The sequence below is a fragment of the Caballeronia zhejiangensis genome (assembly GCF_022879815.1).
GTDB lineage: Bacteria > Pseudomonadota > Gammaproteobacteria > Burkholderiales > Burkholderiaceae > Caballeronia > Caballeronia zhejiangensis.
In genome coordinates this window covers 859,187-884,715 of record NZ_CP084284.1, presented here as the reverse complement: position 1 = coordinate 884,715, position 25,529 = coordinate 859,187, and the positions used below count along the sequence as shown (strand labels likewise).

Annotated in this window: 23 protein-coding genes; 15 read left to right on the top strand and 8 right to left on the bottom strand. The window is 62.8% G+C overall.

All coding sequences use genetic code 11. The features are described 5' to 3' along the window. Window positions 1-232 precede the first annotated feature (232 nt). The 3 genes from ggt to LDZ23_RS18580 all read right to left on the bottom strand — a co-directional run bounded on the left by ggt (window position 233) and on the right by LDZ23_RS18580 (window position 3,818). Entirely contained in the window at window positions 233-1,900 is a 1,668-nt protein-coding gene (gene ggt, locus LDZ23_RS18590; RefSeq protein ID WP_372492488.1) for a gamma-glutamyltransferase, read from the bottom strand. A gap of 134 nt (window positions 1,901-2,034) precedes the next feature. Continuing rightward, a complete protein-coding gene (locus tag LDZ23_RS18585) occupies window positions 2,035-2,796 on the bottom strand; it encodes an SDR family NAD(P)-dependent oxidoreductase (RefSeq protein WP_008353174.1) in 762 nt (253 codons plus the stop codon). A 92-nt stretch (window positions 2,797-2,888) separates the two neighbouring features. Continuing rightward, window positions 2,889-3,818, bottom strand: coding sequence for a LysR substrate-binding domain-containing protein (locus LDZ23_RS18580; RefSeq protein WP_008353175.1), 930 nt, complete (start codon window positions 3,816-3,818; stop codon window positions 2,889-2,891). Between the two features lie 439 nt (window positions 3,819-4,257). Between LDZ23_RS18580 and LDZ23_RS18575 the strand changes: the two genes are divergently transcribed. The 8 genes from LDZ23_RS18575 to LDZ23_RS18540 all read left to right on the top strand — a co-directional run bounded on the left by LDZ23_RS18575 (window position 4,258) and on the right by LDZ23_RS18540 (window position 14,260). After that, window positions 4,258-5,895 carry a peptide ABC transporter substrate-binding protein gene (locus LDZ23_RS18575; protein ID WP_008353176.1) on the top strand — a complete coding sequence of 546 codons (1,638 nt, stop codon included), beginning with the start codon at window positions 4,258-4,260 and terminating at the stop codon, window positions 5,893-5,895. Window positions 5,896-5,911: 16 nt separating this feature from the next. Continuing rightward, the gene (gene oppB, locus LDZ23_RS18570) at window positions 5,912-6,832 is read left to right on the top strand and encodes an oligopeptide ABC transporter permease OppB (RefSeq protein WP_008353177.1); all 921 of its coding nucleotides are present in this window, start codon (window positions 5,912-5,914) and stop codon (window positions 6,830-6,832) included. 11 nt (window positions 6,833-6,843) lie between these two features. Beyond that, a complete protein-coding gene (locus LDZ23_RS18565) occupies window positions 6,844-7,734 on the top strand; it encodes an ABC transporter permease subunit (RefSeq protein WP_051079066.1) in 891 nt (296 codons plus the stop codon). 3 nt (window positions 7,735-7,737) lie between these two features. Beyond that, entirely contained in the window at window positions 7,738-8,724 is a 987-nt protein-coding gene (locus tag LDZ23_RS18560; protein WP_008353179.1) for an ABC transporter ATP-binding protein, read from the top strand. Beyond that, window positions 8,717-9,712, top strand: a complete 996-nt coding sequence (gene oppF / locus LDZ23_RS18555) for a murein tripeptide/oligopeptide ABC transporter ATP binding protein OppF (protein WP_008353180.1) — start codon at window positions 8,717-8,719, stop codon at window positions 9,710-9,712. Before LDZ23_RS18560 ends, oppF begins: the two co-directional genes overlap by 8 nt. A gap of 157 nt (window positions 9,713-9,869) precedes the next feature. Continuing rightward, window positions 9,870-11,312 carry an OprD family outer membrane porin gene (locus LDZ23_RS18550; protein WP_008353181.1) on the top strand — a complete coding sequence of 481 codons (1,443 nt, stop codon included), beginning with the start codon at window positions 9,870-9,872 and terminating at the stop codon, window positions 11,310-11,312. A 347-nt stretch (window positions 11,313-11,659) separates the two neighbouring features. Continuing rightward, a complete protein-coding gene (gene oxlT, locus LDZ23_RS18545; RefSeq protein WP_008353183.1) occupies window positions 11,660-12,976 on the top strand; it encodes an oxalate/formate MFS antiporter in 1,317 nt (438 codons plus the stop codon). A 201-nt stretch (window positions 12,977-13,177) separates the two neighbouring features. Beyond that, window positions 13,178-14,260 carry an acyltransferase family protein gene (locus LDZ23_RS18540; protein WP_033537053.1) on the top strand — a complete coding sequence of 361 codons (1,083 nt, stop codon included), beginning with the start codon at window positions 13,178-13,180 and terminating at the stop codon, window positions 14,258-14,260. A gap of 49 nt (window positions 14,261-14,309) precedes the next feature. On the opposite strand, the gene LDZ23_RS18535 is transcribed toward LDZ23_RS18540, so the two are convergent. The 5 genes from LDZ23_RS18535 to hmpA form a co-directional block, all read right to left on the bottom strand. Beyond that, window positions 14,310-14,453, bottom strand: a complete 144-nt coding sequence (locus LDZ23_RS18535; protein WP_167561851.1) for a hypothetical protein — start codon at window positions 14,451-14,453, stop codon at window positions 14,310-14,312. Between the two features lie 83 nt (window positions 14,454-14,536). Continuing rightward, window positions 14,537-15,766, bottom strand: a complete 1,230-nt coding sequence (locus LDZ23_RS18530) for an NnrS family protein (protein WP_008353189.1) — start codon at window positions 15,764-15,766, stop codon at window positions 14,537-14,539. Window positions 15,767-15,773: 7 nt separating this feature from the next. Continuing rightward, window positions 15,774-16,184, bottom strand: a complete 411-nt coding sequence (locus LDZ23_RS18525) for a cupin domain-containing protein (protein ID WP_008353191.1) — start codon at window positions 16,182-16,184, stop codon at window positions 15,774-15,776. A 10-nt stretch (window positions 16,185-16,194) separates the two neighbouring features. Continuing rightward, entirely contained in the window at window positions 16,195-16,632 is a 438-nt protein-coding gene (locus LDZ23_RS18520; protein ID WP_008353193.1) for a carboxymuconolactone decarboxylase family protein, read from the bottom strand. 190 nt (window positions 16,633-16,822) lie between these two features. Then, window positions 16,823-18,004, bottom strand: a complete 1,182-nt coding sequence (gene hmpA, locus LDZ23_RS18515) for an NO-inducible flavohemoprotein (RefSeq protein ID WP_008353194.1) — start codon at window positions 18,002-18,004, stop codon at window positions 16,823-16,825. A 124-nt stretch (window positions 18,005-18,128) separates the two neighbouring features. Between hmpA and norR the strand changes: the two genes are divergently transcribed. The 7 genes from norR to LDZ23_RS18480 all read left to right on the top strand — a co-directional run bounded on the left by norR (window position 18,129) and on the right by LDZ23_RS18480 (window position 25,253). Further along, window positions 18,129-19,730 carry a nitric oxide reductase transcriptional regulator NorR gene (gene norR, locus LDZ23_RS18510; protein WP_033537052.1) on the top strand — a complete coding sequence of 534 codons (1,602 nt, stop codon included), beginning with the start codon at window positions 18,129-18,131 and terminating at the stop codon, window positions 19,728-19,730. 438 nt (window positions 19,731-20,168) lie between these two features. Beyond that, window positions 20,169-20,780: a c-type cytochrome gene (locus tag LDZ23_RS18505; RefSeq protein ID WP_081851858.1), complete on the top strand. Its 612-nt coding sequence runs from the start codon at window positions 20,169-20,171 to the stop codon at window positions 20,778-20,780. A gap of 58 nt (window positions 20,781-20,838) precedes the next feature. Continuing rightward, entirely contained in the window at window positions 20,839-22,056 is a 1,218-nt protein-coding gene (locus LDZ23_RS18500; RefSeq protein WP_008353197.1) for a c-type cytochrome, read from the top strand. Window positions 22,057-22,070: 14 nt separating this feature from the next. Beyond that, complete coding sequence (locus tag LDZ23_RS18495; protein WP_033537070.1) at window positions 22,071-22,241, top strand: hypothetical protein; 171 nt, start codon at window positions 22,071-22,073, stop codon at window positions 22,239-22,241. 18 nt (window positions 22,242-22,259) lie between these two features. Then, window positions 22,260-22,826: a cupredoxin domain-containing protein gene (locus LDZ23_RS18490; protein WP_008353200.1), complete on the top strand. Its 567-nt coding sequence runs from the start codon at window positions 22,260-22,262 to the stop codon at window positions 22,824-22,826. Further along, on the top strand, window positions 22,816-24,441 hold the full coding sequence (locus LDZ23_RS18485) for a b(o/a)3-type cytochrome-c oxidase subunit 1 (protein ID WP_008353201.1): 1,626 nt from the start codon (window positions 22,816-22,818) through the stop codon (window positions 24,439-24,441). Before LDZ23_RS18490 ends, LDZ23_RS18485 begins: the two co-directional genes overlap by 11 nt. After that, a complete protein-coding gene (locus LDZ23_RS18480) occupies window positions 24,438-25,253 on the top strand; it encodes a c-type cytochrome (protein ID WP_008353203.1) in 816 nt (271 codons plus the stop codon). The genes LDZ23_RS18485 and LDZ23_RS18480 overlap by 4 nt, the downstream gene beginning before the upstream one ends. Window positions 25,254-25,529 lie beyond the last annotated feature (276 nt).

Genomic DNA, 25,529 nt, shown 5'->3' with positions numbered 1-25,529 from the left:
GGATGAATGCCGGGTGACGCGCTCTGATGGCTGCACTCGGTCAGGACAGAGACTAGGGGAACAGAACGCGGGGTCCAATCCCATGAAAAACATGCCGCTCATGCCGAGCGGCTTATATGCCGCGAATCCCGCGCGGGGCGGGGCTCTCGCATGAGCGAAAAAAGGCCGGACTAGGGGAAACGCCTAGTCCGGACCGGGCCGCTATTTTACTCGTTCGACGTTGTAAGGCGCGTTACTGGATGACGCGCGACACGCCGCGTCCGCGCGGATCGGACATCGGTTCGGGCTTGTCGCCGTCGATGCGGATCGCCTGAATGTCGCCATTGAAGTTCTGCATCGTGAACTTGTAGCCCTTGTCTTCGAGCTGCTTGACGACGCTCGCGTCGAGCTGATGGAACGGCTCCTGATAGATCGTGTCCGGCGGCAGCAACTGATGATGGAATCGCGTCGCGCCGACGGCTTCCGCCAGCGGCATGTCGAAGTCGTACACGTTCGTGATGACCTGGAAAATCGACGTGAAGATGCGCGAGCCGCCCGGCGTGCCGATCACCATCGCGACCTTGTCGTCCTTCGTGAGGATGGTCGGCGTCATCGACGAAAGCGGACGCTTTTTCGGCGCGATGGCGTTCGCATCGCTGCCGACGACGCCGAACATGTTCGGCACGCCCGGCTTCGACGCGAAGTCGTCCATTTCGTCGTTGAGCACGACGCCCGTGCCTTCCGCGATCACGCCCGAGCCGAAATACCCGTTGATCGTGTACGTGTTCGATACCGCGTTGCCCCATTTGTCGACGACCGAAAAGTGCGTCGTTTCCGCCTTCTCGGGCATCGACGTGCCGAGTCCCGGCTGCACGCTCTTCGTGTCCGAAGGCTTGTCGGGATTGACTTCCTGCGCACGCTTCAGGATGTAGTCGTCGTTGGTGAGCTGCGCGACCGGCACCTTGTAGAAGTCCGGATCGCCGAGATATTGCGCGCGGTCCGCGAACACGCGCTTCTCGATTTCGGCCACGAGATGGATGTACTGCGCGGAATCGAGCGGCACGTCCTGGAACTTGTCCTTGAGGTCGGCCTTCATCTTGAGCAACTGCACGAGGCCGACGCCGCCGGAGCTCGGCGGCGGCGCGGTGATCACGCGATAGCCGTTCCAGCTCGCCGTGATCGGCTGACGCCACACCGCCTTGTAGTCCTTCAGGTCGCGCGTCGTGATGAGGCCGTGGCCTTCCATCGACTTGGCGATCAGCTCGGCGGTTTCGCCTTCGTAGAAGCCTTTCGCGCCTTTATCGGAGATGCGCTGCAAGGTCTTGGCGAGATCCGGCTGCTTGAACACCTGACCGGCCTTCATGCCGCCGAAGTACAGATCGAAGTTGGTCTTGCCGGCGAACTCCTTCGATGCGTTGTCGCGTCGCGAGACGAGCTGATCGTCGACTTCGAAGCCGTCCTGCGCGTACTTGATGGCCGGCGCGAGCACCTGTTTCCACTTCAACTTGCCGAAGCGCTTCTGCGCTTCCCACATGCCCTGGACCGTGCCCGGCACGCCCACCGCGCGATGCCCGATGAGGCTCATGCCCTTGATGACCTCGCCCTTGTCGTCGAGATACATGTTGCGCGTGGCCGAAAGCGGCGCGCGCTCGCGATAGTCGAGGAAGTACGGACGATGATCGACGTAGAGCGTCATGAAGCCACCGCCGCCGATATTGCCCGCTTCCGGATACGTCACGGCGAGCGTGAAGGCGATCGCGACGGCCGCATCGACCGCATTGCCGCCCAGCTTGAAGATTTGTTCCGCGGTGTCGGCGGCGTATTTGTCGGCGACCGCGACAGCCGACGCGGTCAGCACCGCCGGCTGATTGTCGGTGGTTTTTGCGTAAGCCGGCGCCGTCTCGACGAATCCCGCCGTCATGAGCGCCGACGCGACGATGGCGCCGAGTGCGACCGAGCGGATGCGAAGTTCCTTTTTCAAAAGCATCTCCTGCGTTCTCCTTTATTGCATGCGACGAAAGACCAGCGCTTTATATACCACGAGCCGCGCGACGCTCAGGGCATCAACTGGCCGCCGTTCACGTCGATGATCTGGCCCGTCACATAGCGCGACATCGCTTCCGACGCGAGATAGAGGAACGCGCCGCTGCAATCGTCCGGCTCGCCGATGAAGCCCATCGGAATTGCCTTGCGGAAGGATTCGAGTTGTTCCGGCGATGTGAAGCGCTCCTGAAACGGCGTCTGGATCACGCCGGGCGCGACCGCATTCACGCGGATGCGATCCGGCATCAGTTCCTTCGCCATGCCCTTGGTGATGGTGCTGACGAAGCCCTTCGACGCCGCGTAGAGGAGCGCGCCCGGCCCGCCGCCGTTGCGCGCCGCCACCGATGTCACGTTGATGATCGAGCCGCCGCCGCCCGAGCGCAGCGACGGCAGCGCCGCGCGCGTGAACGCGACGACCGAGCGCGCGTTGATGTGCATGATCTCGTCGAAGAGCTCGTCGCTCGCGGACGCGATCGGCTCGCGTTTCACGAGACTGCCCGCGTTATTGATGAGCACGTCGATCTTGCCGAAGGTATCGGCGACTTGCGCGACGGCGGCATCGATGGCTTTTGAATCGCGCACATCCGCGCCGACGGTGATCGCCGTGACGCCGAGCGCGCGCACGTCCTTCGCGACTTCCTCGGCCTTGTCTTTCGAGCTGTTGTAGTGCACCGCGACATTCGCGCCGTATTGCGCGAACGCCCGCGCCGCCGCCGCGCCTATGCCGGTGCTCGCGCCGGTGATGAGAATCGACTTGCCTTTCAGATCGTGCATGTGTGCTCCGTATGGATGAGGGTTTGAAGCGGGCGCAACAGACGAGAGTATGAAACGGAAAACCGATCGGCGGCCGAGTGGCGCGCGGTGCGTCAGTCCTCCGCGAGAGGCGCTTCTTCGGCGGCCTCGAACGAATAGTGCTCGACCACGCGCTTCACCGAACTTCGGAACGATGCGACGAGATCGGAGCGGATGCCGCTGCTCGGATACGACAGCACGTATTCATACTCGATGTCGGTCTCGAACGGCCGCACGACCACGCCGTGCGCGCGCCAGACCTTGGCCGCGAACGGCTCGACGATCGAAATGCCGAGCCCGCCCGCCACCATCGCGTAACGCGTGTGCGCCGTGTCGGTGAAAACGGTGTAACGCGGCCGGTCTTCCGTCGATGAAATCAGCGATTGCTCCGCCTCGTACGGCTGGCGCGCGTTCGGCAGCCAGCCGATGAGCTTTTCGCCGCGCAAGTCGGAAGGGCGCACGATCTTCTTCTTCGCGAGCTTGTGCGTCGTGGGCATCGCGCACGACGCGCGCGCCTTGAGCAGCGTCTCCACCTCGATGCCCGCGACCGCCGGAAACGCCAGGCTCAACGCGACATCGGCCTTGTGGTTCTGCAGGTTCACCAGCACTTCCGGCACTTTCACCGAATCGACCTTGATCGGCACGCCGGGATGACGTTCGGTGAAATCGGCGAGTACGGGCGGCAAAAGCGTGGTCGCGAGCACGGGCATGCATGCGACCGTGAGGCTGTCTGAAGCTTCCTCGCGAATCATTGCGGCGACCTGCTTCAAGCGCTCCAGGCCGAGGAAGTTTTCCTCGACGGACTTGTAGAAGCGCAGGCCGGCGGTCGTCGGATTGAGACGGCCGCCGATGCGCGAGAACAGGCTGAAGCCGAGATCGGCTTCGAGATCGGCGATCAGGCGGCTGATTGCGGGCTGCGTCACATGGAGTTTTTTTGCTGCGCCGACACTGGTGCCGGTCATGATGAGGCTGCGAAATGCCTCGATCTGGCGGAAACGGATCATCTTTCGGACGGCTCTAAAGCGGCGGTTATACGGCGACGCAATCTTATAGGAAACAAACACTTGCTGCCTTAACCCTGTTCAGCTAACCAAAGCCCGAAAGTGCGTTAAACCAACAAATTGAACGACTATTCGAAAAATTTAGTGACTATAAGCACATGTGAGTGGCATCCGTCTTATTGATACGAAATACTCGCCGCCAGCCTGAAGCACGAATGAAAGCGTCTACGTAAGAAATATCCGCCAGACGCGCGGTTTTCAACGAGTTATCGGCATTGGCGCGCCGACAGAAGATAGAAAGCAATACGTTAGATTCTCCGGGCTTGAAGCTGCTTTGTTTATCCCAACGGCGATAAACGATCCGCTACACGAAGGACTGCCAAATTTCGAAAGCCCGGCGAAAGGCAACAATCGATAAACGAGACAGGAAAGAGGATTCCCCATGACGTTTTTTGCCGTTCCCCACGCATCGATCCAACGCACGAAACTCGCCGCCGCCGCGGCGCTGCTCGCGTTCTCCGCGCTGAACGCGTCGGCCGCCATCGTGCCGCCGGGTGTTGCGCTCGCCGCGAAGCAGGAACTCGTGCGCAACAACGGCTCGGAGGTCGAGACGCTCGATCCGGCGCTGGTCGAAACCGTGGTGGCGGCCAACGTCTCGCGCGACCTGTTCGAGAGCCTGACCGCGACGAATTCGGACGGCACGGTCGTGCCCGGTGTCGCGGAAAAATGGGAACAGAAGGACGCGACGACCTGGATTTTCCATCTGCGCAAGAACGCCCGCTGGTCCAATGGCGACGCCGTCACCGCAAACGATTTCGTGTACGGCTGCCAGCGCTTCCTCGACCCGAAAACGGCGTCGTCGTATGCGAGCGTGTACGGCCCGTTCCTGCTGAACGGCGCGGATATCGCCGCGGGCAAGAAGCCGGCGAGCGCGCTCGGGGTGCGCGCCATCGACGCGAGCACCGTCGAAATCAAGACCGCCGGACCCGTGCCGTTCCTGCCGGAACTGATGTCGAATCCGAACCTCGGGCCGGTGCATCGCGCGACGATCGAGAAATTCGGCAAGGAATGGACGAAGCCGGGCAACATCGTCAGCAACGGCGCGTTCCAGTTGAAGGACTGGCAGGTCAACAGCAAGCTCGTGCTGACGAAGAACGCGAACTACTGGGACAAGGCGAACGTTCAACTGACGCAAGTCACGTATCTGCCGGTCGAAGACGAGAACACCGACGTCAAGCTGTTCCAGTCCGGCGAGAACGACATGACGTATCAGCTTCCGACCGGCACCTATGCGAAGTACAGCCAGCAGTTCCCGAAGGACATCCGCAACTCGCTGATTCTCGGCACGCGCTACTACAGCTTCAACAATCGCGATCCGCTGCTGAAGGACGTGCGCGTGCGCAAGGCGCTCTCGATGGTCATCGACCGCGACCTGCTCGCGCAACGCGTGACCGCCGATGGTCAGACGCCGCTTTACGGCCTGCTGCCGAAGGGCGTGAGCGGCGCCGACGTGTCGAACTACGAATGGGCGACGTGGCCGATGGCCAAGCGGGTCGAGGAAGCCAAGAAGCTGCTCGAACAGGCGGGCGTGAAGCCCGGAACGAAGCTGCGATTCGCGATGAACACGAGCGATTACAACAAGAAGATGGCGATCTTCGTCGCATCGGAATGGAAGTCGAAGCTCGGCCTCACGATGGACATCGAATCGATGGAGTTCAAGGTGCTGTTGAAGAAGCGCCATGAAGGCGACTATCAGATCGCACGCAACGGCTGGGTCGCCGATTACAACGACGCGACGACCTTCCTCACGCTCGTGCAATGCAAGTCGGAGCAGAACGACAATTTCAGCTGCAACCCGAAGGCCGACGCGCTCATCAAGGAAGCCGGCGAAACCACGGATCAAGCCAAGCGCACGCAGTTGCAGACGCAGGCCGCGAAGATCGTAATGGACGACTATCCGATGCTGCCGCTCCTGCAATACGGCCTGCCGCGCCTCGTGAAGAGCTACGTCGGCGGATACTCGCTGAAGAATCCGATGGATCATTACGGCAGCAAGGATCTCTACATCGTCAAGCACTGACGGCAAGGAGCCTTTCATGTGGTCCTATACCTTGCGGCGCGTGTTGCTCACGCTGCCGACGCTGCTGATCGTCGTGACGATCTGCTATCTGCTCCTGCACGCAACGCCGGGCGGTCCGTTCGATGGCGAGCGCAAGATTCCGGCGGAAGTGCTCGCGAATCTGCAGGCGAAGTATCACCTCGACGAGCCGCTGTGGAAGCAGTATGTGTTCTATCTTCGAGACCTTCTGCACGGCGATCTCGGTGCGTCGTTCCGTTATGCCGACTGGAGCGTGAACGATCTCGTGCTTCGTGCGCTGCCGGTGTCGCTGACGATCGGCGGCGTGTCGATGCTGCTTGCCATCGTGATCGGCGTCGCGCTCGGCATCGCCGCGGCACTGCGCCGCAATAGCATCGCGGACTATGTGCTGATGCTCGCCAGCAACGCGGGCAATGCGTTCCCGTCGTTCGTGCTCGGGCCGGTGTTGATCCTCGTCTTCGCGATCCTGCTCAAGTGGCTGCCCGCGGGCGGCTGGAACGACTTCCAGTTGCGCTATATGGCGCTGCCCGTCGCGCTGCTCGTGATGATCAACGTCGCCACGGTCGGCCGCGTGACGCGCGCGAGTCTGATCGAAGTGCTGAACACGAACTACATCCGCACCGCGCGCGCGAAAGGCTTGCCGATGCGCACCATCGTGCTGCGCCATGCGCTGAAGCCGACGCTCATTCCTGTCGTCTCGGTGATCGGCCCGCTCGCGATCTCGTCGATCACGGCGGCGGTCGTCACGGAATCGGTGTTCTCGCTGCCGGGCATCGGCAAGCTGATCGTGAACGGCGCGGCCAATCGCGATTACACGCTCGTGCTCGGACTCGTCGTGCTCGTCACGGTGGTGGCCGTGCTGCTCAACCTGCTGGTCGATCTCGCGTATGCGTGGCTCGATCCGAAGATTCGTTACTGAAAGGGCGCGCGATGAAATCTGCTTCTCTTGCACCGATGCTCGAAAAGGCGGTCGCCGGCCGCAGCCCGTGGCAGGACGCGCGCGCGCGTTTCCTGCGCAACAAGGCGGCGGTCGTGAGTCTCGTGCTGCTCGTGCTGATCACGCTCGCGTGCATCGTCGGACCGTGGTTGTTGCCGAACGAATTCGATTCGACCGACTGGAACGCGACGAGCGTCGCGCCGACGCTCGCCAACTGGCATCTGTTCGGCACCGACGACACTGGCCGCGATCTGCTCGTGCGCTGCCTGATCGGCGGGCGCGTGTCCCTGATGATCGGCGCGCTCGCCACGCTCACGTCGGTGACGCTCGGCATCCTGTGGGGCGCGGTCGCGGGCTTCGTCGGCGGACGCGTCGATAACGCGATGATGCGTATCGTCGACATGATGTACGCGATTCCGTATCTGCTCATCGCTATCCTGATGGTGACGCTGCTCGGCCGCGAGTTCTATCTCGTCGTCATCACCATCACGATCTTTTCGTGGATGGACATGGCGCGCGTCGTGCGCGGCCAGACGCTGTCGATCCGCTCCAAGGAATATGTCGAAGCGGCGCGCGCGATCGGCGTGCCGACGCGGCGCATCATCGCGCGGCATGTGGTGCCGAATCTGCTCGGCATCGTCGCGATCTATACGACTGTCACCGTGCCTGCCGTCATCCTCACGGAATCCGTGCTGTCGTTCCTCGGCCTCGGCGTGCAGGAACCGATGACGAGTTGGGGCGTGCTGATTCAAGACGGCGTCGGCGTGATGGAGTCGTCGCCGTGGATTCTGCTGTTCCCGGCGGCGCTGCTCTCGATCACGCTTTACTGCATCAACTTTGTCGGCGACGGGCTGCGCGACGCGCTCGATCCGAAGGACAGGTGAGCCATGCCGCTACTCGAAGTCAACGATCTGCAAGTCGAATTCAGGACGCACGACGCCGCCGTGCGCGCCGTCAACGGCGTGAATTTCACGCTGGAAGAGGGCGAGACGCTCGGCATTGTCGGCGAGTCGGGCTCGGGCAAGAGCCAGAGCGTGCTCGCGATGCTCGGCCTGCTCGCATCGAATGGGCGCGCGAGCGGACGCGCGATGTATCGCGGCGAGAATCTCATCGGCATGACGAATCGCGCGATGAACCGCATCCGCGGCAATCGCCTGTCGATGATCTTCCAGGATCCGATGAGCTCGCTCAATCCGTATCTCACGATCGAGCGGCAGATGACCGAAGTGCTCGAACTGCACAAGAACGTCACGCGCCGCGAAGCGAAGAGGCGCGCAATCTCGTTGCTCGAAGCCGTGCGCATTCCCGAGGCCGCGCATCGCATCGGGCAGTATCCGCACGAGTTGTCGGGCGGCATGCGTCAGCGGGTGATGATCGCAATGGCGTTGCTGTGCGAGCCCGAAGTGCTGTTCGCCGACGAGCCGACCACCGCGCTCGACGTCACCGTGCAAGCGCAGATTCTGCAATTGTTGCGCAATCTCCAGCATGACTTCGGCACGTCGATCGTATTGATCACGCACGATCTCGGCGTCGTCGCCGGCTTGTGCGAAAAAGTCATGGTGATGTACGGCGGGCGTGTGATGGAACAGTGCGATGCGAACACGTTGTTCGCGCAGCCTTCGCATCCGTACACGGTCGGCCTGTTGCGCGCGTTGCCGCGTCTCGATCACGACGGCGGCGAGCTGACCGGCATCCCCGGCAATCCGCCGAACATGGCCCATCCGCCGGCGGGCTGTCCGTTCCACGAACGATGCGCCGATGCAAGCGATGAATGCGCCGTCGATGCGCCCGCGCTGAAGGCGATCGGACCGGGCTGGCTGCGGGCCTGTCATCGTCCGGTTCATCTGATCAAGAAGGAAGCGAGCCATGTCTGACGCGACGATTCTCTCCGTGCGCGACATGCGCGTGCATTTTCAGGTGAAGCCGAAGAACCGTCTGCCGTGGGCGGCGCGCCGCACGCTAAAGGCCGTCGACGGCGTGAGCTTCGATCTCAAGGCGGGCGAGACGCTCGGCGTCGTCGGCGAATCGGGTTGCGGCAAGTCCACGTTGTCGCGCGCGATCCTCAATCTCATTCCCGCGACGAGCGGCGACATCGTGTGGATGGGCGCGCGCTTGTCGGGCGCTTCGACGCGTGAATGGCATCGCGTGCGCGGCGACGTGCAGATGATCTTTCAGGACCCGCTCGCATCGCTCGATCCGCGCATGACGATCGGGCAGATCATCGCGGAGCCGCTCGTCGAGCATCGGCCGGGCATGAACACGCGCGAAGTCGAAGAACGCGTGCGCGCGATGATGGCCAAGGTCGGTCTGCGCGAGCAGATGATCAACCGCTATCCGCACGAGTTTTCGGGCGGGCAGTGTCAGCGCATTGGCATTGCGCGGGCGCTGATCGTCGAGCCGAAGCTCGTCATCTGCGATGAACCGGTGTCCGCGCTCGATGTGTCGATTCAGGCGCAGATCGTCAATCTGCTGAAGTCGCTGCAAAAAGAGATGAAGCTCGCGCTTATCTTCATCGCGCACGATCTGGCCGTGGTGCGGCACATCTCCGATCGCGTGATGGTGATGTATCTCGGCCGCGTGATGGAGCTCGCGGAGAAGCACGCGCTCTATGACACGCCGCGCCATCCGTATACGCGGGCGTTGCTGTCGGCGGTACCGGTACCCGATCCGGCCGTCGAGCGCGCAAAGACCGTGCAGATTCTGTCGGGCGACATTCCGAGCCCGATCGATCCGCCTTCGGGCTGCGTGTTTCATACGCGCTGTCCGATGGCCGACGCGCGTTGCGCACGCGAAGTACCGGTGTTGCGCGCGCTTGGTGAGAGTTCGTCGGCCGCCTGTCTGTATGCGATGGCCCCGGCGTAAAGGGACACTTTCTCTTTTACTAGCGCGTCCCTGAACGGACCGTTCGTGCCGATCCTTCGCGATCGACGGGTACGGTTCACTTTGTCGAGTAATTCGGAATCCTTTCTAGTTGTTCATTTCATGTTGTTTGCGGGTCGAGTCAGTGGAGATACTTTTCATGAAAAAACAAAAAACGTCAGCGGCATTGTCCATTTTGCTTTTCGGCGCTTATATCGCCGCAGCCGTTCCGGCACATGCGCAACAGGCGCCGACGCAGGCCGCGCAGGCGCAGCAGCCATCCGCCGACGATGATCTGCTCACGCGTCAAAAGGCGCTGGCACCGGATTCGCCGCCCAACACGGAAGCCGATGCGCCCGTCAGCAATCAGGCGAAATCGAAGGGATTCATCGAGGATTCGCACTTGAATCTGTTGATGCGGTCCTTCACAGAGCATGACGAATTCAAGGGCGCAGGCAAGAAGGACGCGTGGGTCCTCGGTGCGCAGGCCGTGTTCGAGTCGGGCTATACGAAAGGGCTGATCGGCGTGGGTGCGGACGTGTCGCTCTTCGGTGCGTTCAAGCTGAACGGCGGGCAGGGCGCGGGCAATCGCGTGCACGTTTCCTCGAGCGGCGACCCGAGCGGCGCGAACCAGCTCGCGTGGGCGTATCCGGGCGTGTGGGACGTGAAGGCGCGCGTGTCGAACACGGTGCTTAAATACGGTCAGCAACTCTTCGATAACCCGTTCCTCGTGCCGCACGACAACCGCGCGTTGCCGCCGACGTATCGCGGCTTCTCGCTTGCCAGCGACGAGATCAAGAACCTGACGCTCAAGGCCGGCACGGTCGATGGCGTGATCGCGCGCGGCATGACGACCGTCACCGGCCTCACGACGGAATACGGCGGCACGCACGTCTCGCAGTTCACGTACTTCGGCGGCGACTGGACACACGGTGACGATACGGCCGTCTCGCTCTACGGCAGCGTCGCGAACAACGTATGGCAGCAGTACTACCTGACGGCGACGCAGAGCATCGGCGATCCGAAGAGCATCCGCTGGACGGGTTCGTTGAACTACTACTACACCGGCGCGATCGGCGACAAGCGTCAAGGGTCGATCAACAATAACGCGTATTCGCTCGCGCTCGCCGGCACGCACGGCGCGCATACGGTGCAGTTCGCGTTCCAGCAGATCGTGAGCGATCAGACGTTCGACTACATGGGGCAATCTGCGGGCGATTATCTGTCGAATTCGCTCGATGTCGACTACAACCAGCCGCATGAAAAATCGGTGAGCCTGTCGTATTCGCTCAACCTCAAGGAATACGGCCTGCCCGGCGCGAAGTTCGCGTTGTGGGGTGCTTACGGCTGGGGCGCGGATGGCAGCGCGATGGCTAACGGCGACAGCGCTCAGGCGGCTAACTATCTGGTGAACGGCAAGCCGATCAGCGGTACGCACTACGAAATCGGCGTGATCCCGAGCTACACGATTCCCGACGGCAAGTTCAAGAACACGTCGATCAAGTTCTACTACATGCATCATCACAGCAATAGCGCGTACTATCCGGACGGCACGAGCGACGTCTACCGGCTGATGGTCAATGTCCCTGTGAACGTGTTCTGAAAACGCCTAAAAACACCGCAGCGTAAACCCTACAAAAATACCCGTTTACATTACGTTTAACTTTCATTTATAAAGAGAGGGCGTGCTGCGGATTGCCATGTCTCGCCCACGCTCATCGCCCGGCAGGTCTCCCTCTGCCGGGCTTTTTTTCGTCTGTACGATCCGCGCTCACTGCAGCTTTCATGCGCTTACACCGTTTCATCCTCTAAGTGAAAACCCCGCCATTTCTTTCGCTTGACTTACTTGATATATCACATACTGTGTATATGCGCGCAGCATGAATGGGCGTCGCGGGAGGCGTCGTTCGACGTCCGCATACACAAGGCATATTTGCCAAGGAGACAGGCATGGGAATGAACCAGATGGGCCGCGATGACAAGGCGTCGCGCCTCGCGTCGCCGTGGGTGCAGTTGGTTTTCGGCGTGATCTGCATGGCGATGATCGCGAACATGCAGTACGGCTGGACGCTCTTCGTCAATCCGATCGACGAGAAGTACCACTGGGGCCGCGCGGCCATTCAGGTGGCGTTTACGATCTTCGTCGTGACGGAGACATGGCTCGTGCCTATCGAGGGTTATCTCGTCGACAAGTACGGTCCAAGGCCGGTGGTGGTCGGTGGCGGGCTGCTATGCGCGATCGCGTGGGCGATCAACTCGGTGGCGTCGTCGCTGCCGCTTCTGTACTTCGCCGCGGCGGTCGGTGGCGTGGGTGCGGGCGCGGTGTACGGCACGTGCGTCGGCAACGCGCTCAAGTGGTTCCCGACGCGGCGCGGACTTGCTGCGGGCATCACGGCGGCAGGCTTCGGGATGGGTTCCGCCGCGACCGTCGTGCCGATCGCGCACATGATCAAATCGAGCGGCTATGAAGCGACGTTCCTGTGGTTCGGTCTCGGCCAGGGCCTCGTGGTCTTCCTGCTCGGCATGGCGCTCTATGCGCCGCCCGCGCAGTTGCTCGCGACGGTGAAGAGCACGGTCAAGGCCGCGGTCTACAACGCGAGTCCGAAGCAGGTGCTGCAGTCGCCGATCTTCTGGGTCATGTATCTGATGTTCGTGATGATGGCCGCCGGCGGCCTGATGGCGACCGCGCAGCTCGGTCCGATCGCGAAGGACTTCGGCTTGCACGATTCGCCCGTGTCGATACTCGGCTTGACCTTGCCCGCGCTGACCTTCGCGCTCACGATCGACCGCGTGCTCAACGGTCTGACGCGGCCGTTCTTCGGTTGGGTCTCGGATCGCATCGGACGGGAAAACACGATGTTCGTCGCGTTCGCGATCGAGGCGGTGGGCATCGTCGCGTTGTCGAAGTACGGGCATAGCCCGATCGCGTTTGTCGTGCTGACGGGCATCGTGTTCTTCGCGTGGGGCGAAATCTACAGTCTCTTCCCGGCGACGTGCGGCGATACCTTCGGTCCGAAGTTCGCGGCGACGAACGCGGGCCTGCTGTACACGGCGAAGGGCACGGCGGCGTTGCTGGTGCCGTTCTCGAGCGTCATCACGACGATGACCGGCAGCTGGCACGCCGTGTTCATGCTTGCGGCGGGGATGGCGGCGATATCGGCGCTGCTCGCGCTTTTCGTGCTGAAGCCGATGCGCAATGCACATTCGCAGACCCAGCAAAGTCTCATGCAACAAGGGCTAACCAAAACGAACCAGATATCTTCCTGAAATTAGCCTGGTTTTCACTGTCGTCCGCGAACGTCCTTGTGCCGGTTCGTGGCCGAGCAGTGCTCGTGTGAAGGTCCTCTCCGCGCGTCTTCGGCTGAAGCCGCGCGGAGAAGGGAGCGGGTCAAACGGGCCGCCGCTTCGGCAACTTATTAATTTGTGTCACACCGCGTTACAATTCCGCCTTCCACATAGGCGGCATTCATGAGAACGCTGGGACAAGCTTTTAATAAGAACGGCCGAGAGGACAGTAATAATTTCCTGCTGTTGCGTCTTATCGCCGCTTCGCTCGTTGTCTATGGGCATTCGTTCGCGCTTGCCGCCACGACCAACGGTCTCAGAGATTTCACGACGTCGATCCTGCATTACCGATATTCGGGCGATCTCGGTCTGCATATCTTTTTCGTCATCAGCGGATTTCTCATCACGTTCAGCTTCGATCGTCGGCACAGCGTGAAAGACTTCGTCATCTCGCGCGCCCTGCGTCTGTTCCCGGCGCTGGTCGTTTGCATGGCGCTGCTCGCCTTCGTGCTCGGACCGTCGTTGACGACGCTTTCGCGCGGAATCTACTTCGAGTCACCCGAGACGTACGGCTTTGTCTGGCGCAACGCCTCTCTGTATGAGTATGCCGAGCGCTTGCCCGGCGTCTTCACGGACAATCACGCGCGGAACGCCGTGAACGGAACGCTGTGGAGCATCTGGGTCGAGGTCCGGCTTTACGTCCTGGTACTGGTGTTCGGCGCGCTCGGCGCGCTTCGCAGTCGATGGGTCGCTAACCTCTGCATCGCCGCCCTGGTCGCGATCGGACTCTTCGCGCCGACCTACATGCCGTTCATCACGGGCGATCCGTCCAACCTTCGCGTTGCCGTGTTTTTCGCCGCTGGTGTCTTTCTCTACGTCAACCGGGATTTCATCCCGCTGAACCGCCAGGGTCTCTTCGCGCTGCTGCTTGCGGCGGTGCTTTCCTACCGTCAGCCGGCGTTCGAGATTGCCTGCGGCGCGGTGATTGCCTATGGCGTGTTCATGATCGCCTTCGCGCCAAAGCTCAATCTCGGACCCATCGAAGACTATTCGTACGGGATCTATCTCTATGGCTGGCCGATTCAGCAGGTCGTGAATCACTTCTATCCGGACGGCTCCGCGCTACAGATGATGCTGATCGCGCTGCCCGGTTCCTGGCTCGCGGGCGCGCTCTCTTGGTATTTGATCGAGAAGCAGGCGCTCGGATTGAAGGCGAGGTATTCGGGCGCCAAAAAGGCGAAGGCCGCGGGCGGCGTTGCGCTGTGATGACGATGATCCTTGCGACCCGGCTTGTCGCCCGCCTCGCGCCATCGAATCAGAACCGCGTGCCGACGCTGCAGCCGCCGAAGCCGCCGCCGTTGGTGGCAAAGCCGCTGCATCCGAAGAGGCCGCAGCCGGAAAGGGCGAGCAAAGCGGCGATGAGCGTCGCCGCGGCGCAAAGAGAACGAAGGTGCTTCATGGCGGGATCGGAATCGGAATCGGGAAAGCCGGACGCGATTCTCGCGGAACCCTCGCTTCCCGATGTCAAAATCCGTCGCCGTCTCAACCTGGCTTGCCATCCGCGCGCGGCTTGAAGAGCGGCGCGGCATAAGCGGCGACGTAGAGCCCGAACGCAAGAACCCAGCACGACCCAGCCGCAAAGACCCACGTCGAATGCCACGAAGGCGCGACGAGCGGCCCGAGCACGCGCAGTGCGCCCGCTGACATCACGAGCGCGTAGCACGCGACATCGCGGGTGTCCGCGACGAGCGGCCGTCCGGTATGCCCGCGCGCGGTGCGCGTGATCATCGCGATGATCGCGCCGCCGATCGCGCCAGCCGCGAACGCATGCATCGCGAGACTGTGCGGCACGCGTGTCCATCCGAGCGCCGACAGCGCGAGCAGTGCGAAGCCGAGCGGCAGCCACGCATAAGCGAGATGCAGGATCGCGAGAATCGGCCGGCCGCGCACCGCGTACGAGCGCCAGCCGATCATCCGCGCGAGATGCACGCCGCAGGCCAGCAAGGCGATCGGCGCGACGATCGCGCCATCGAGCGCGAAGGCGTCCGCGACAAACGCCGCGATCGTGAGCGGCGCGGCCATCAACTCGACGAAGCGCCAGCGCCGTGCGATGAAACCGGGCATTGCATTGGCGGTGAACATCGGGATCACGCGTCCGCCGATCACGCCGACGAGCAACACGACGATGCCCGCCGACGCACACACCGCGCGCATCGCGAGATCGGGGCGCGCGTCGATGGCGAACGCGTGGAACGCGGCGTTCAGCGCGCCGAACGCGAACACAACGACCGCGATGAAGTAGTTGCGCCGGTTGCCCGCCTCGACGAGCACCCGCAGCAGCAGAATCGCGGCGACCGGCAGGAACGCGCTATCGACGATCGCCGCCGGCAGCGCCGGGCCGCTCCACACGAGCACGCGCCCGGCGAGCCACAGCAGCACGAGCGATGCGAGTGTCGCGCCCTTGGCCGTGTCGCGTCCGGTCCACGCGCGCACGGCCGTCAGCAGAAAGCCGGCGACGATCGCCGCCGCGAACCCGAACACCATCTCGTGCGCGTGCCAAGCGACCGGATCCGCGCGCAGCAGATAGCCGCCGAAGAGCGGCACGCCCGACAGCACCAGTAGCCACACCGTCACCGAGAGCGCGCCGAACGCCGCGCCGCACAGGTAGAACGGCCGGAAGCCGAGATCGAACAGCGCGAAACGCGGCCGATGCTCCGGCGAACGCTTCTGCGGCGTCGCGATGAAAACGGTGTCGGGTTCTGCGATCTTCATGTTGTCCTCAATGCGGGATCGGCTGCTTGACCGGATCGCCATCGCCGACGATCGCGAACACGAGCAGCTTTGCCGGCTTCGTCGCGCTCGCATTCTTCGACACGATGTGATGCGCGCCCGGCGGTTCGTACCACGATTCGCCGGGGCCATACGTCTTCGCGCTTCCGCCTTCGAGCTGCGAAGTCACGCGGCCCTCCAGCACGTAAGCGAAGATCGACCCCGGATGCATGTGCGCCTCCGACGACTGTCCCGGCTTGTACGAGACGGTCGCCATCAGCACGTTCTTGCCGGCCACTTCCGGCACGGCCTGCTTGATCATCGGCGTGACGAGTTCCGCGCCCGCCGCGTCGTGCGCGCCGGCGCTCGCTGCACCGATCATCAGCGCGGCCGCCAGCACGAGAATTTCGCGCTTTCTCATGTCGATGCCCTCACGCCGGCAGCTTGCGGAAAGCGATCGCGAAACGGTTCCAGCTATTGATCGCGGAAACGAGCAGCGTCAGGTCGACAATTTCATCGTCGCTGAAATGGGGCTTCACGGCTTCCCACACGGCATCGGGTACGTGGTCTTGCGACACCAGCGTCAACGCCTCGGTCCATTCGAGCGCGGCGCGTTCGCGATCGGTGAAGAACGGCGTCTCGCGCCAGACAACGACCGTCGCCAGCCGCCGATCAGTTTCGCCGCCCTTGCGCGCATCGGTCGTATGCATGTCGACGCAAAACGCGCAGCCGTTGATCTGCGATGCGCGCAGCCGTACCAGTTCGGTCAGCGATTTCTCGAGCGCGGACTTCGCGATGCGCTCCTCGACGCCGACCAGCGCCTTGATTGCTGCGGGATTGGCTTTGTAGAAGTCGAGACGGGGTTCCATTTGCGTATCCTCTTTGCCTGGGTTCTGAAAGTGCGCCAGATCGGCGCGGCAAGAGCAGATTAGGCGTCTGGCTGGCCTTTTGAAATGGCCGGTTTCTACAAAATCGAGGTAACCACTTGCAAAGGCTGGAACGCGCAAAAAAACCCGCGGCCAAATGCGCCGCGGGTCGAGGGCCGCACCACGCACGGAATCAGTCGAGCGCGGCGGCCGGGCCGAAGAACTCGTAGCGGCTCTGCGCTTCGGGCACGCCGAGCGCCTTCAGATGCTTCTTCACCGCCTTCATGAACGCCTTCGGCCCGAGGAAGTAGGCATCGACATCGCGGTTCTTCGGCAGCCACGTATCGAGCAGCGTTTCGTCGACAAAGCCGATGCCGTGCGCTTCGAGATCGCCATCGCGCTTGTGCTCGTAGCAGTAGAAGCGCTTCAGTTGCGGATGGCGCGCCGCCAGTTCCTCGATCGCCGCACGGAACGCGTGCACGCCGCCGTGCCGCGCCGAGTGGATGAAGTGCACCGGGCGTTGCGTTTTGAGCGCGGCTTGCAGCATCGCGAGCGTCGGCGTGATGCCGACCCCGCCGCTGATGAGCACGAGCGGCTTGTCGTTGTGTTCGAGCTTGAAGTCGCCTGCGGGCGGATAGAGATCGAGCACGCTGTTTTCGCCGACGTGTTCATGCAGGAAATTCGACACCTTGCCATTCGCCTCACGCTTCACGCTGATGCGATATTCGCGGCCGTTCGGTGCGGCCGAGAGCGAGTAGTTGCGGCGCAGTTCCTCGCCGTCGATGAACAGGCGCAAGCCGATGTACTGACCCGGATGGAAGTCGAGCAGCGCGCCGCCGTCTTCCGGCACGAGATAGAAGGACGTGATCTCGTCGCTTTCCTTCTCCTTGCGCGCGACGACGAAACGCCGCGTGCCGCGCCAGCCGCCCGGCGCGTTTTCGCGCTCGCTGTAGATGCCTTCCTCGAGTCCGATCAGCAGATCCGCAAGTTGCCCATAGGCCGCGGCCCACGCCTCGATGACGGCGTCGGTGGCGATTTCCGCGCCGAGCACCTCACGGATCGACGCGAGCAGGCAGCGTCCGACGATCGGATAATGTTCCGGCTGGATGTCCAGCGCGACGTGCTTGTTGATGATCTGGCCGACGAGCCCGCCGAGCTTCTCCAGTTCGTCGATGTGCCGTGCGTACATCAGCACGCCGTTGGCGAGCGCGCGTGGTTGCGCGCCGCTTGCCTGGTGCGCCTGGTTGAACATCGGGCGGACCTCGGGATACTCGCTGAGCATCTTGTTATAGAAGTGCGTGGTGAGGGCTTCGCCGCCGCTTTCCAGAAGGGGAACGGTCGCTTTGACGATGGCACGGTGTTCTGCTGACAGCATTGTTCGTTTCCTCGTGTGATAAAGGCGAAAGCAGGGCGCTTTCGCGTCTGAATTCTTCGGCAGAATCTATACACGATCCGTGCCAGAGTAGAATCGTCGATAAATCAATCGTTTATTATCAAACATGGTCGATTCGACTCTAGTCAAAAGGACTGCTGACGTAGTCGCAATGACTTCACGCGTGCTGCTCGATGCGCTCGTTCCGCTTATCGAGGACCTGTCGAGCGAGATGCCCGACACCGAGCGCTACCGCCGTTTGCTGCACACATCGCGCGCGCTGTTTCCGAGCGATGCGTCCGCGCTCTTGCGGCTCGACGGCGACACGCTCGTGCCGCTCGCCATCGACGGTCTTTCGGGCGATACGCTCGGCCGGCGCTTTCGCGTGAGCGACCACCCGCGGTTCGCACGCATTCTCGCGCGCGCTGAACCGACGCGCTTCGCCGCCGGCTCGGACTTGCCCGATCCCTACGACGGACTGGTCAAGGGCGTGAGCGGCGGTCTGGAGGTGCACGATTGTCTAGGCTGCCCGCTCGTCATCAACGGGCGCGCGTGGGGCTTGCTGACGCTCGACGCGCTCGATCCCGCGCGCTTCGACGGCATCGACATGGCTTCGCTGCAGGCGTTCTTGAGTCTCGCGGCGGCGACCGTGAGCGTCGCCGAGCGCATCGATGCGCTCGCGAAATCGAGCGAGGCCGAGCGTCAGCGTGCGGAGGTGTATCGGCAGGCGAGCGGGCCGCGCAGGCGCGAAATGATCGGCAGCAGCGAGCCGCATAACCGCTTGCAGGAAGAGATTGCGATCGTCGCGTCGAGCGATCTGACCGTGCTCATCACCGGCGAGACGGGCGTCGGCAAGGAGCTCGTCGCGAGCGAGATTCACGCGCTTTCGCCGCGCGCCGACAAACCGCTCGTCAGCCTGAATTGCGCGGCGCTGCCCGATACGCTCGTCGAAAGCGAGCTCTTCGGGCATGTGCGCGGTGCGTTTTCGGGCGCGTCGTCGGACCGGCGCGGGAAGTTCGAACTCGCCGATGGCGGCACGCTCTTTCTCGATGAAGTCGGCGAGCTGCCGCTGCCCGTGCAGGCCAAGCTGCTGCGCGTGCTTCAGAACGGCCAGTTGCAGCGGATCGGCTCGGACAGCGAGCACAAGGTCGACGTGCGGCTCATTGCCGCCACCAATCGCGATCTCGCCGAGGAAGTGCGTGAAGGGCGCTTTCGCGCGGACTTCTATCATCGGCTGTCGGTGTATCCGCTCGTCGTGCCGCCGTTGCGCGAACGCGGACGCGACGTCTTGCTGCTCGCCGGCTACTTTCTCGAAGAGAACCGCTCGCGCCTCGGCCTCCTGAGCCTGCGTCTTTCCGCCGATGCGCAAGCCGCGCTGCTCGCGTATCGCTGGCCCGGCAACGTGCGCGAACTGGAGCATCTGATCGGACGCAGCGCATTGAAGGCGCTCGCGGCGCATCGCGAACGTCCGCGCATCCTCACGCTCACCGCCGCCGACCTCACGCTCGCCGGCGACACCGCACTGGCCGCCGATGCCGCGACGCGCGTCGAAGCCGCGCCGCTGCCCGCGCCGGGCGCCGACTTCCGCGACGCCGTGACGGCCTACGAACGCACGCTCATCCTCGACGCGTTGAAGCGTCACAACCAGAACTGGGCGTCGGCGGCGCGCGAGCTCGGTCTGGATCGCGCGAATCTCAATCGCCTCGCCAAGCGCCTCGGGCTCAAATGAGCAACACCTCGTTCATCTCGAAAGGATGGACATGGCCGCGCAAAGCGACTATCTACAGTCCTTAGCAGATCGGGTCGACGTCGTTGCTCGTCTCAAAAAGATGCGGTTCATTGTTCGAACGCAAAAAACACTCGGATTTGTCACGCGCATCGATGTGACAGATTGAGACAATCTCTGAGTTGGGAAAAACGGGCGATCTCTTCTAAGATCAGAAAAGCCTAGCGCAACCCATCTGCAGCAAGAACATTGCAGCGCCTTGAAGAACCGAGCCGGACGAGCAGCACGCGCCCGGCACATCGAACACGGCAAATCGACAACGGGGGTTACGTGCGAAACGTGGCAAAGCTCGGCACATTCTTTTGGTCCGCGCTCTTCGCGTTTTTCAGCATCGGAGCGTTCGCGGCCGACAACGCGCCGCTGGAGCGCGCGCCCGACACGATGCAGGCCCGCGTGATGGGATGCGCCACATGCCACGGCTCGCAGGGCCAGGGCACCGACAACGACTACTTCCCGCGTCTGTCCGGCAAGCCCGCCGGCTATCTGTACAACCAACTGCTCGCTTTTCGCGACGGCCGGCGCAAGTATCCGCCGATGAATTACCTGCTCGCGTATCTTCCCGACGCGTATTTGAAGCAGATCGCGGAATACTTCGCGAGCGAACATCCGCCGTTTCCGCCGCCGTCGCCCGTCACCGTCGATTCGAAGACGCTAGAGCTCGGCAAGACGCTCGTCACGAAGGGCAACGCTACGCGCAACGTGCCCGCCTGCGTGAGCTGCCACGGCGCGTCGATGACCGGCATGGAGCCGGCGATTCCCGGTCTGCTCGGCCTGCATGCCGACTACATCAGCGCGCAACTCGGCGCATGGCGATACGGCACGCGCTCGACGGTCGCGCCGGATTGCATGGGGCAGGTCGCGAAACTGCTCTCCGACCGCGACATCACCGCGATCGCGGCCTACCTCGCGACGCTGCCCGCGCCGGCCGATCCGGTGCCGGTCGCCGCCGGTTCGCTCAAGATGCCGCTCGCGTGCGGCAGCGTCCACAACTAAGCGAGGACCCGACGTGCTCCGTTTTCGCCCATTCCGAGCGCTGACCGTCGCGGTCTTCATGGCGGCGTGCGCCGCGCCGATCGAACATGCCATCGCGCAGAGCGCCGACGCCGCGACCGTCAAGCGCGGCGAATATCTCGCGCGCGCGGGCGATTGCATCGCGTGCCATACGCTGCCGGCGGGCAAGACGTTCGGCGGCGGCCGTCCGATGGACACGCCCTTCGGCACGCTCTTCACGCCCAACATCTCGTCGGACAAGGAGACGGGCATCGGCAGCTGGAGCGCCGGCGAGTTCTACACGATGATGCACTCGGGCAAGTCACGCGACGGCTCGCTGCTTTATCCCGCGATGCCCTATACGTCCTATACAAAAGTCACGCGCGCCGACTCCGACGCAATCTACGCATTCCTGATGTCCACGCCGCCGGTGCATCAGCCCAACCGGCCGCACGAATTGCGTTTTCCGTTCAACCGACGCGAGCTGCTGTACGGCTGGCGTTCGCTCTTCTTTCGCGAGGGCGAGTATCAGCCGGACGCGACGCAATCCGCGGAATGGAACCGCGGCGCGTATCTCGTCGAAGGGCTCGGTCATTGCTCGATGTGCCACACCGCGATCAACGCGCTCGGCGGCAATGTGAAGTCGAAGGCGTTCGAAGGCGGGCTGATCCCGATCCAGAACTGGTACGCGCCGTCGCTCACGTCGAACAAGGAAGCGGGTCTCGGCGACTGGAGCATGGAGGACATCGTCGGCCTGCTGCATGCGGGCGTGTCGAATCGCGGCGCGGTGTATGGACCGATGGCCGAAGTTGTCTACGACAGTCTGCAATATCTGAGCGAGGAAGACGTGCGCGCGATGGCCGTCTATCTGAAGGCGCTGCCCGCGCGTTCCGGCGACAAGCCCGCGCCGCCGAGCCAGGCGGCCGTCGAGGCGCGCTCGGATCTCGCGCCGCTCGGCAAGAAGGTCTACGACCAGCACTGCGCCGAATGTCACGCGACGCAAGGCCAGGGCAAGCCGCCCGATTTCCCGCCGCTCGCGAACAATCAATCGATCGTGATGAACTCGTCGGTGAATCCGATCCGCATGGTGCTGAACGGCGGCTATCCGCCGGGCACGTTCAAGAACCCGAAGCCTTACGGCATGCCGCCGTTCGCGCAGTCGCTCTCGGATGTCGAGGTCGCGGCGGTCGTCACGTATATCCGCACCGCGTGGGGCAACCACGGCACGCCGGTTTCCGTGAAGGAAGTGAACGAGCTGCGTTCGGCGCCACTTTATTGAGCATCGACGACACCATGACCGAAGACCCGAATGAACTCGCGAAGGAAGACGCGCAACTCGACGAGATCGTGAAGCGCGGCCCGTCGGGCGCGATCGCGCTCGCGGGCATCTCGACCGCGATCGTGATCGGCATCTGGTTCATCTTTTACTTCGCCGTGTTCCTGCCGCGCGGCGTGATCCAGTGATTCATTAAGGCGTCGCATATGGCCATCCATCCAAGCTCGCACGATGTCGCCGAACGGGTCGAACGGCGCTGGGCGATTCTCGTGCTCGCGATCGTCGTCGTGCTGGTCGGCATGGTCGTCTACACCGGCGTGCACTGGGCGATGATGCCGCCCTCGCGCGTCGAGACGGTCCGCCCGGAAACGCTGCACGTATCGGGCGAATTCATCGAAAGCAATCTCGGCAGCGCGCCCGAGGCGGACGGCTCCGTGACGGTGCGTATCGTCGCGCAGCAGTATTCGTTCACGCCGCAATGTCTTGTCGTGCCGGCGGGCGTGCCGGTCACGTTCCGCGCGACGAGTTCGGATGTCGTGCACGGCTTTCTGATCACCGACACGAACATCAATTCGATGCTGGAGCCGGGCTATGTCTCGACCTTCAAGACGACCTTCGACAAGCCGGGCGACCATCTGATGCCTTGTCACGAGTATTGCGGCACCGGGCATCAGAACATGTGGGCGCATGTGAAGGTGGTGGATCGCGCCGAATTCATGCAGATGGCCGACAAGATGCCGGCCAATTCGCGGAGACTGTCCTGTGTTCAATAGCAAGCGCCTCGTCCTCGCGCATTTCTGGCTGGCGTTCATCGCCTTCGGTGTCGCGCTGCTGCTCGGCGCATGGCAGATGCTCGTGCGCAGTCCGCTGCATCCGTGGCTGCAGAATCCGGAGCTTTACTATCGCTCGGTGACGGAGCACGGCACGGTGATGGGCTACGCGTTCCCGACGCTCATCGCGATGGGCTTCGGCTATGCAGTCAGCGAGCTTGCGTTGAAGCGCCCGCTCGTGGGTTTGCGCTTCGCGTGGCTCGGCTTCTGGCTCGTCGCGATCGGCGCGGTGACGGCCACTGTGCCCGTCGCGATGGGTCTCGCATCCGTGCTCTATACCTTTTATCCGCCGATGATCGGCAACGTGTTCTATTACGTCGGCGTCGTGTTCGTCGTGGTCGGATCGTGGGTCTGGGTGGCGCTGATGTCGGTGAATCTCGCGTCGTGGAAGCGCGAGAATCGCGGCAAGCCGATCCCGCTCGCGATGTTCGCGACCGTCGCGGGCGCGTATCTGTGGGGTTGGACGGCGGTGGGCGCGGCCATCGAAGTGCTGTTCATGATTCTGCCTGTCGCGATCGGCTGGAAGACGACCATCGACGCGGGACTCGCGCGCGTGTTCTTCTCGTGGACGCTGCACGCGATCGTCTACTTCTGGCTGATGCCGGCGTATATCGCGTATTACACGATCATTCCGCGCGCGATCGGCGGCCGTCTCTACAGCGATGCGATGGCACGCATCTCGTTCATCCTGTTCCTCGTCGTGTCGATGCCCATCGGCATTCATCACTTGTTTGCCGATCCGCAAGTCGGCTCGGGCTTCAAGTTCATGCATTCGGTCTTTACGACGCTCGTCGCCGTGCCGACGTTGCTGACCGTGTTCACGATCTGCGCGTCGGTGGAGATTGCGGCGCGGCTGCGCGGCGGACGCGGCCCGCTCGGCTGGATCAAGGCGTTGCCGTGGGATAACCCGATGATGCTTGCGCTCGCGTTCTCGTTCGTGATGCTCGGTTTCGGCGGCGCGGGCGGGCTCATCAACATGAGCTATCAGCTCGATTCGACCGTGCACAACACGCAATGGGTGACGGGGCATTTCCATCTGATCTTCGGCGGCGCGATCGTCATCATGTACTTCGTGATCGCCTACGATCTGTGGCCGCATCTGACGGGCCGCGCATTGCAGAGCGTGAAGCTGATGCGCTGGCAATTGTGGCTGTGGTTCATCGGCATGATCGTGCTGACTTTTCCGTGGCATTTCGTCGGCATTCTTGGCATGCCGCGACGCATGGCGTTCTACGACTACAACGATCCGGCGCTTGCGGCGCAGGCGCTGTCCGTCGTGATATCGGTTGTCGGCGGGCTGATTCTGGTTGTGTCGGCGGTGCTGTTTTTCATCGTGCTGATAAGGGGACATCGCGCGCCGCTGGTGCAGCCCGAGGCGTTCCGCTTCAGCCGCGCGGTGCATGAGCCGCGCACGCTTCCGGTGGCGTTGAACAGCTTTGCGCTGTGGCTCGTGCTGATGATCGGGCTTACGCTCGTCAACTACGGCTATCCGATTGCGCAGTTGCTGGCGCGTTCGGACACGGCGGTGCCTGCGGTGCCGATCGGAGCGCAGCGATGAGCGACGAACGCCTCTTCACATTTCGCAATCGCTGGTTCACGGTCAGCGTGTTGGGGACGATCGCGGTTGCGGTGGTATCGGCGCTGATAGGGTTCGTGTGGCTGCCTTCGGTGCAGCGCGATGCGCAGTTCGCCGGCATCTGGAATGCGATCTGCAGCGCGGCGGGCGTGCCGCGCGAGTGGTATGCGAGCGGCGCGGCGGTCGAGCCGAAAGAGAAGCTGACGAGCGTCGAGATGACGCCTCAACTGCTCGACAAGGTGAGCGCGAATTCGATCGGACGTGGCGCGACGCTGGCTCTACGCTGCACGATGTGTCACGGCGAGCGTGGCATGAGCGAGGCCAACTCGCCGAATCTGGCGGGGCAATATGCGTCGGTGATTTACAAGCAATTGATCGATTTTCAGAAGGGCGCGCGGAGCAACGCGGTGATGTCGCCGATGGCGATGAATCTTTCGGATCAGGACATGCGCGATCTCGCTGCGTATTACGCGAACTTGCCGCGGCCGCCGGCGCAGCGCAAGGTGAGCAGTGCGCTTGCGCCGCCGATCGTCGCGCACGGTGCGCCGATGAGAAATATCGCTCCTTGCGCGGTGTGTCATGGGGGCATCGATACGAAGGCGGGGAGTCCGTGGCTCGATGGCTTGCCGGCGGCTTACACCAAATCGCAGTTGCTGGCGTTTGCCAATGGGACGCGGACCAACGATATCGATGGGGTCATGCGCAATGTCGCGCGCAACATGACGCCCGAGGAGATCGATGCTGCTGCCATGTATTACGCGCGGGAGTTGAATTCGGGGGCGAATGCGAAGTGATGTTTGGTTTGCCTTCGGCTTCTATCAAATCCGATTACGCGTCGCTCTATTGGCACTTCCCCTGTGCGGGGCTGCAGTAACTAAAACTAAAGAAAGCAGCTACTGATAGGCCGGCGGTCATGCGCGATTTGGCAATCGGGGATGCGTGTGCTTCGCTAGTGACATCGCTATCGCACTGCGTGCGCAAACCGATGGTTTCCCTTGAATGCCCGGCGGCAGCGCGTAGCGCTGTGCCGATGCTTTTTCGTGCTGAACCAGCGCGCTCAACGCATTCGG

What these genes read in the sequence shown, in the direction of transcription:
- ggt (WP_372492488.1), bottom strand. Translation starts at nt 1,900, where the DNA reads ATGACGGCGGGATTCGTCGAGACGGCGCCGGCTTACGCAAAAACCACC.
- LDZ23_RS18585 (WP_008353174.1), bottom strand. Translation starts at nt 2,796, where the DNA reads ATGCACGATCTGAAAGGCAAGTCGATTCTCATCACCGGCGCGAGCACC.
- LDZ23_RS18580 (WP_008353175.1), bottom strand. Translation starts at nt 3,818, where the DNA reads ATGATCCGTTTCCGCCAGATCGAGGCATTTCGCAGCCTCATCATGACC.
- LDZ23_RS18575 (WP_008353176.1), top strand. Translation starts at nt 4,258, where the DNA reads ATGACGTTTTTTGCCGTTCCCCACGCATCGATCCAACGCACGAAACTC.
- oppB (WP_008353177.1), top strand. Translation starts at nt 5,912, where the DNA reads ATGTGGTCCTATACCTTGCGGCGCGTGTTGCTCACGCTGCCGACGCTG.
- LDZ23_RS18565 (WP_051079066.1), top strand. Translation starts at nt 6,844, where the DNA reads ATGAAATCTGCTTCTCTTGCACCGATGCTCGAAAAGGCGGTCGCCGGC.
- LDZ23_RS18560 (WP_008353179.1), top strand. Translation starts at nt 7,738, where the DNA reads ATGCCGCTACTCGAAGTCAACGATCTGCAAGTCGAATTCAGGACGCAC.
- oppF (WP_008353180.1), top strand. Translation starts at nt 8,717, where the DNA reads ATGTCTGACGCGACGATTCTCTCCGTGCGCGACATGCGCGTGCATTTT.
- LDZ23_RS18550 (WP_008353181.1), top strand. Translation starts at nt 9,870, where the DNA reads ATGAAAAAACAAAAAACGTCAGCGGCATTGTCCATTTTGCTTTTCGGC.
- oxlT (WP_008353183.1), top strand. Translation starts at nt 11,660, where the DNA reads ATGGGAATGAACCAGATGGGCCGCGATGACAAGGCGTCGCGCCTCGCG.
- LDZ23_RS18540 (WP_033537053.1), top strand. Translation starts at nt 13,178, where the DNA reads ATGAGAACGCTGGGACAAGCTTTTAATAAGAACGGCCGAGAGGACAGT.
- LDZ23_RS18535 (WP_167561851.1), bottom strand. Translation starts at nt 14,453, where the DNA reads ATGAAGCACCTTCGTTCTCTTTGCGCCGCGGCGACGCTCATCGCCGCT.
- LDZ23_RS18530 (WP_008353189.1), bottom strand. Translation starts at nt 15,766, where the DNA reads ATGAAGATCGCAGAACCCGACACCGTTTTCATCGCGACGCCGCAGAAG.
- LDZ23_RS18525 (WP_008353191.1), bottom strand. Translation starts at nt 16,184, where the DNA reads ATGAGAAAGCGCGAAATTCTCGTGCTGGCGGCCGCGCTGATGATCGGT.
- LDZ23_RS18520 (WP_008353193.1), bottom strand. Translation starts at nt 16,632, where the DNA reads ATGGAACCCCGTCTCGACTTCTACAAAGCCAATCCCGCAGCAATCAAG.
- hmpA (WP_008353194.1), bottom strand. Translation starts at nt 18,004, where the DNA reads ATGCTGTCAGCAGAACACCGTGCCATCGTCAAAGCGACCGTTCCCCTT.
- norR (WP_033537052.1), top strand. Translation starts at nt 18,129, where the DNA reads ATGGTCGATTCGACTCTAGTCAAAAGGACTGCTGACGTAGTCGCAATG.
- LDZ23_RS18505 (WP_081851858.1), top strand. Translation starts at nt 20,169, where the DNA reads ATGCAGGCCCGCGTGATGGGATGCGCCACATGCCACGGCTCGCAGGGC.
- LDZ23_RS18500 (WP_008353197.1), top strand. Translation starts at nt 20,839, where the DNA reads ATGGCGGCGTGCGCCGCGCCGATCGAACATGCCATCGCGCAGAGCGCC.
- LDZ23_RS18495 (WP_033537070.1), top strand. Translation starts at nt 22,071, where the DNA reads ATGACCGAAGACCCGAATGAACTCGCGAAGGAAGACGCGCAACTCGAC.
- LDZ23_RS18490 (WP_008353200.1), top strand. Translation starts at nt 22,260, where the DNA reads ATGGCCATCCATCCAAGCTCGCACGATGTCGCCGAACGGGTCGAACGG.
- LDZ23_RS18480 (WP_008353203.1), top strand. Translation starts at nt 24,438, where the DNA reads ATGAGCGACGAACGCCTCTTCACATTTCGCAATCGCTGGTTCACGGTC.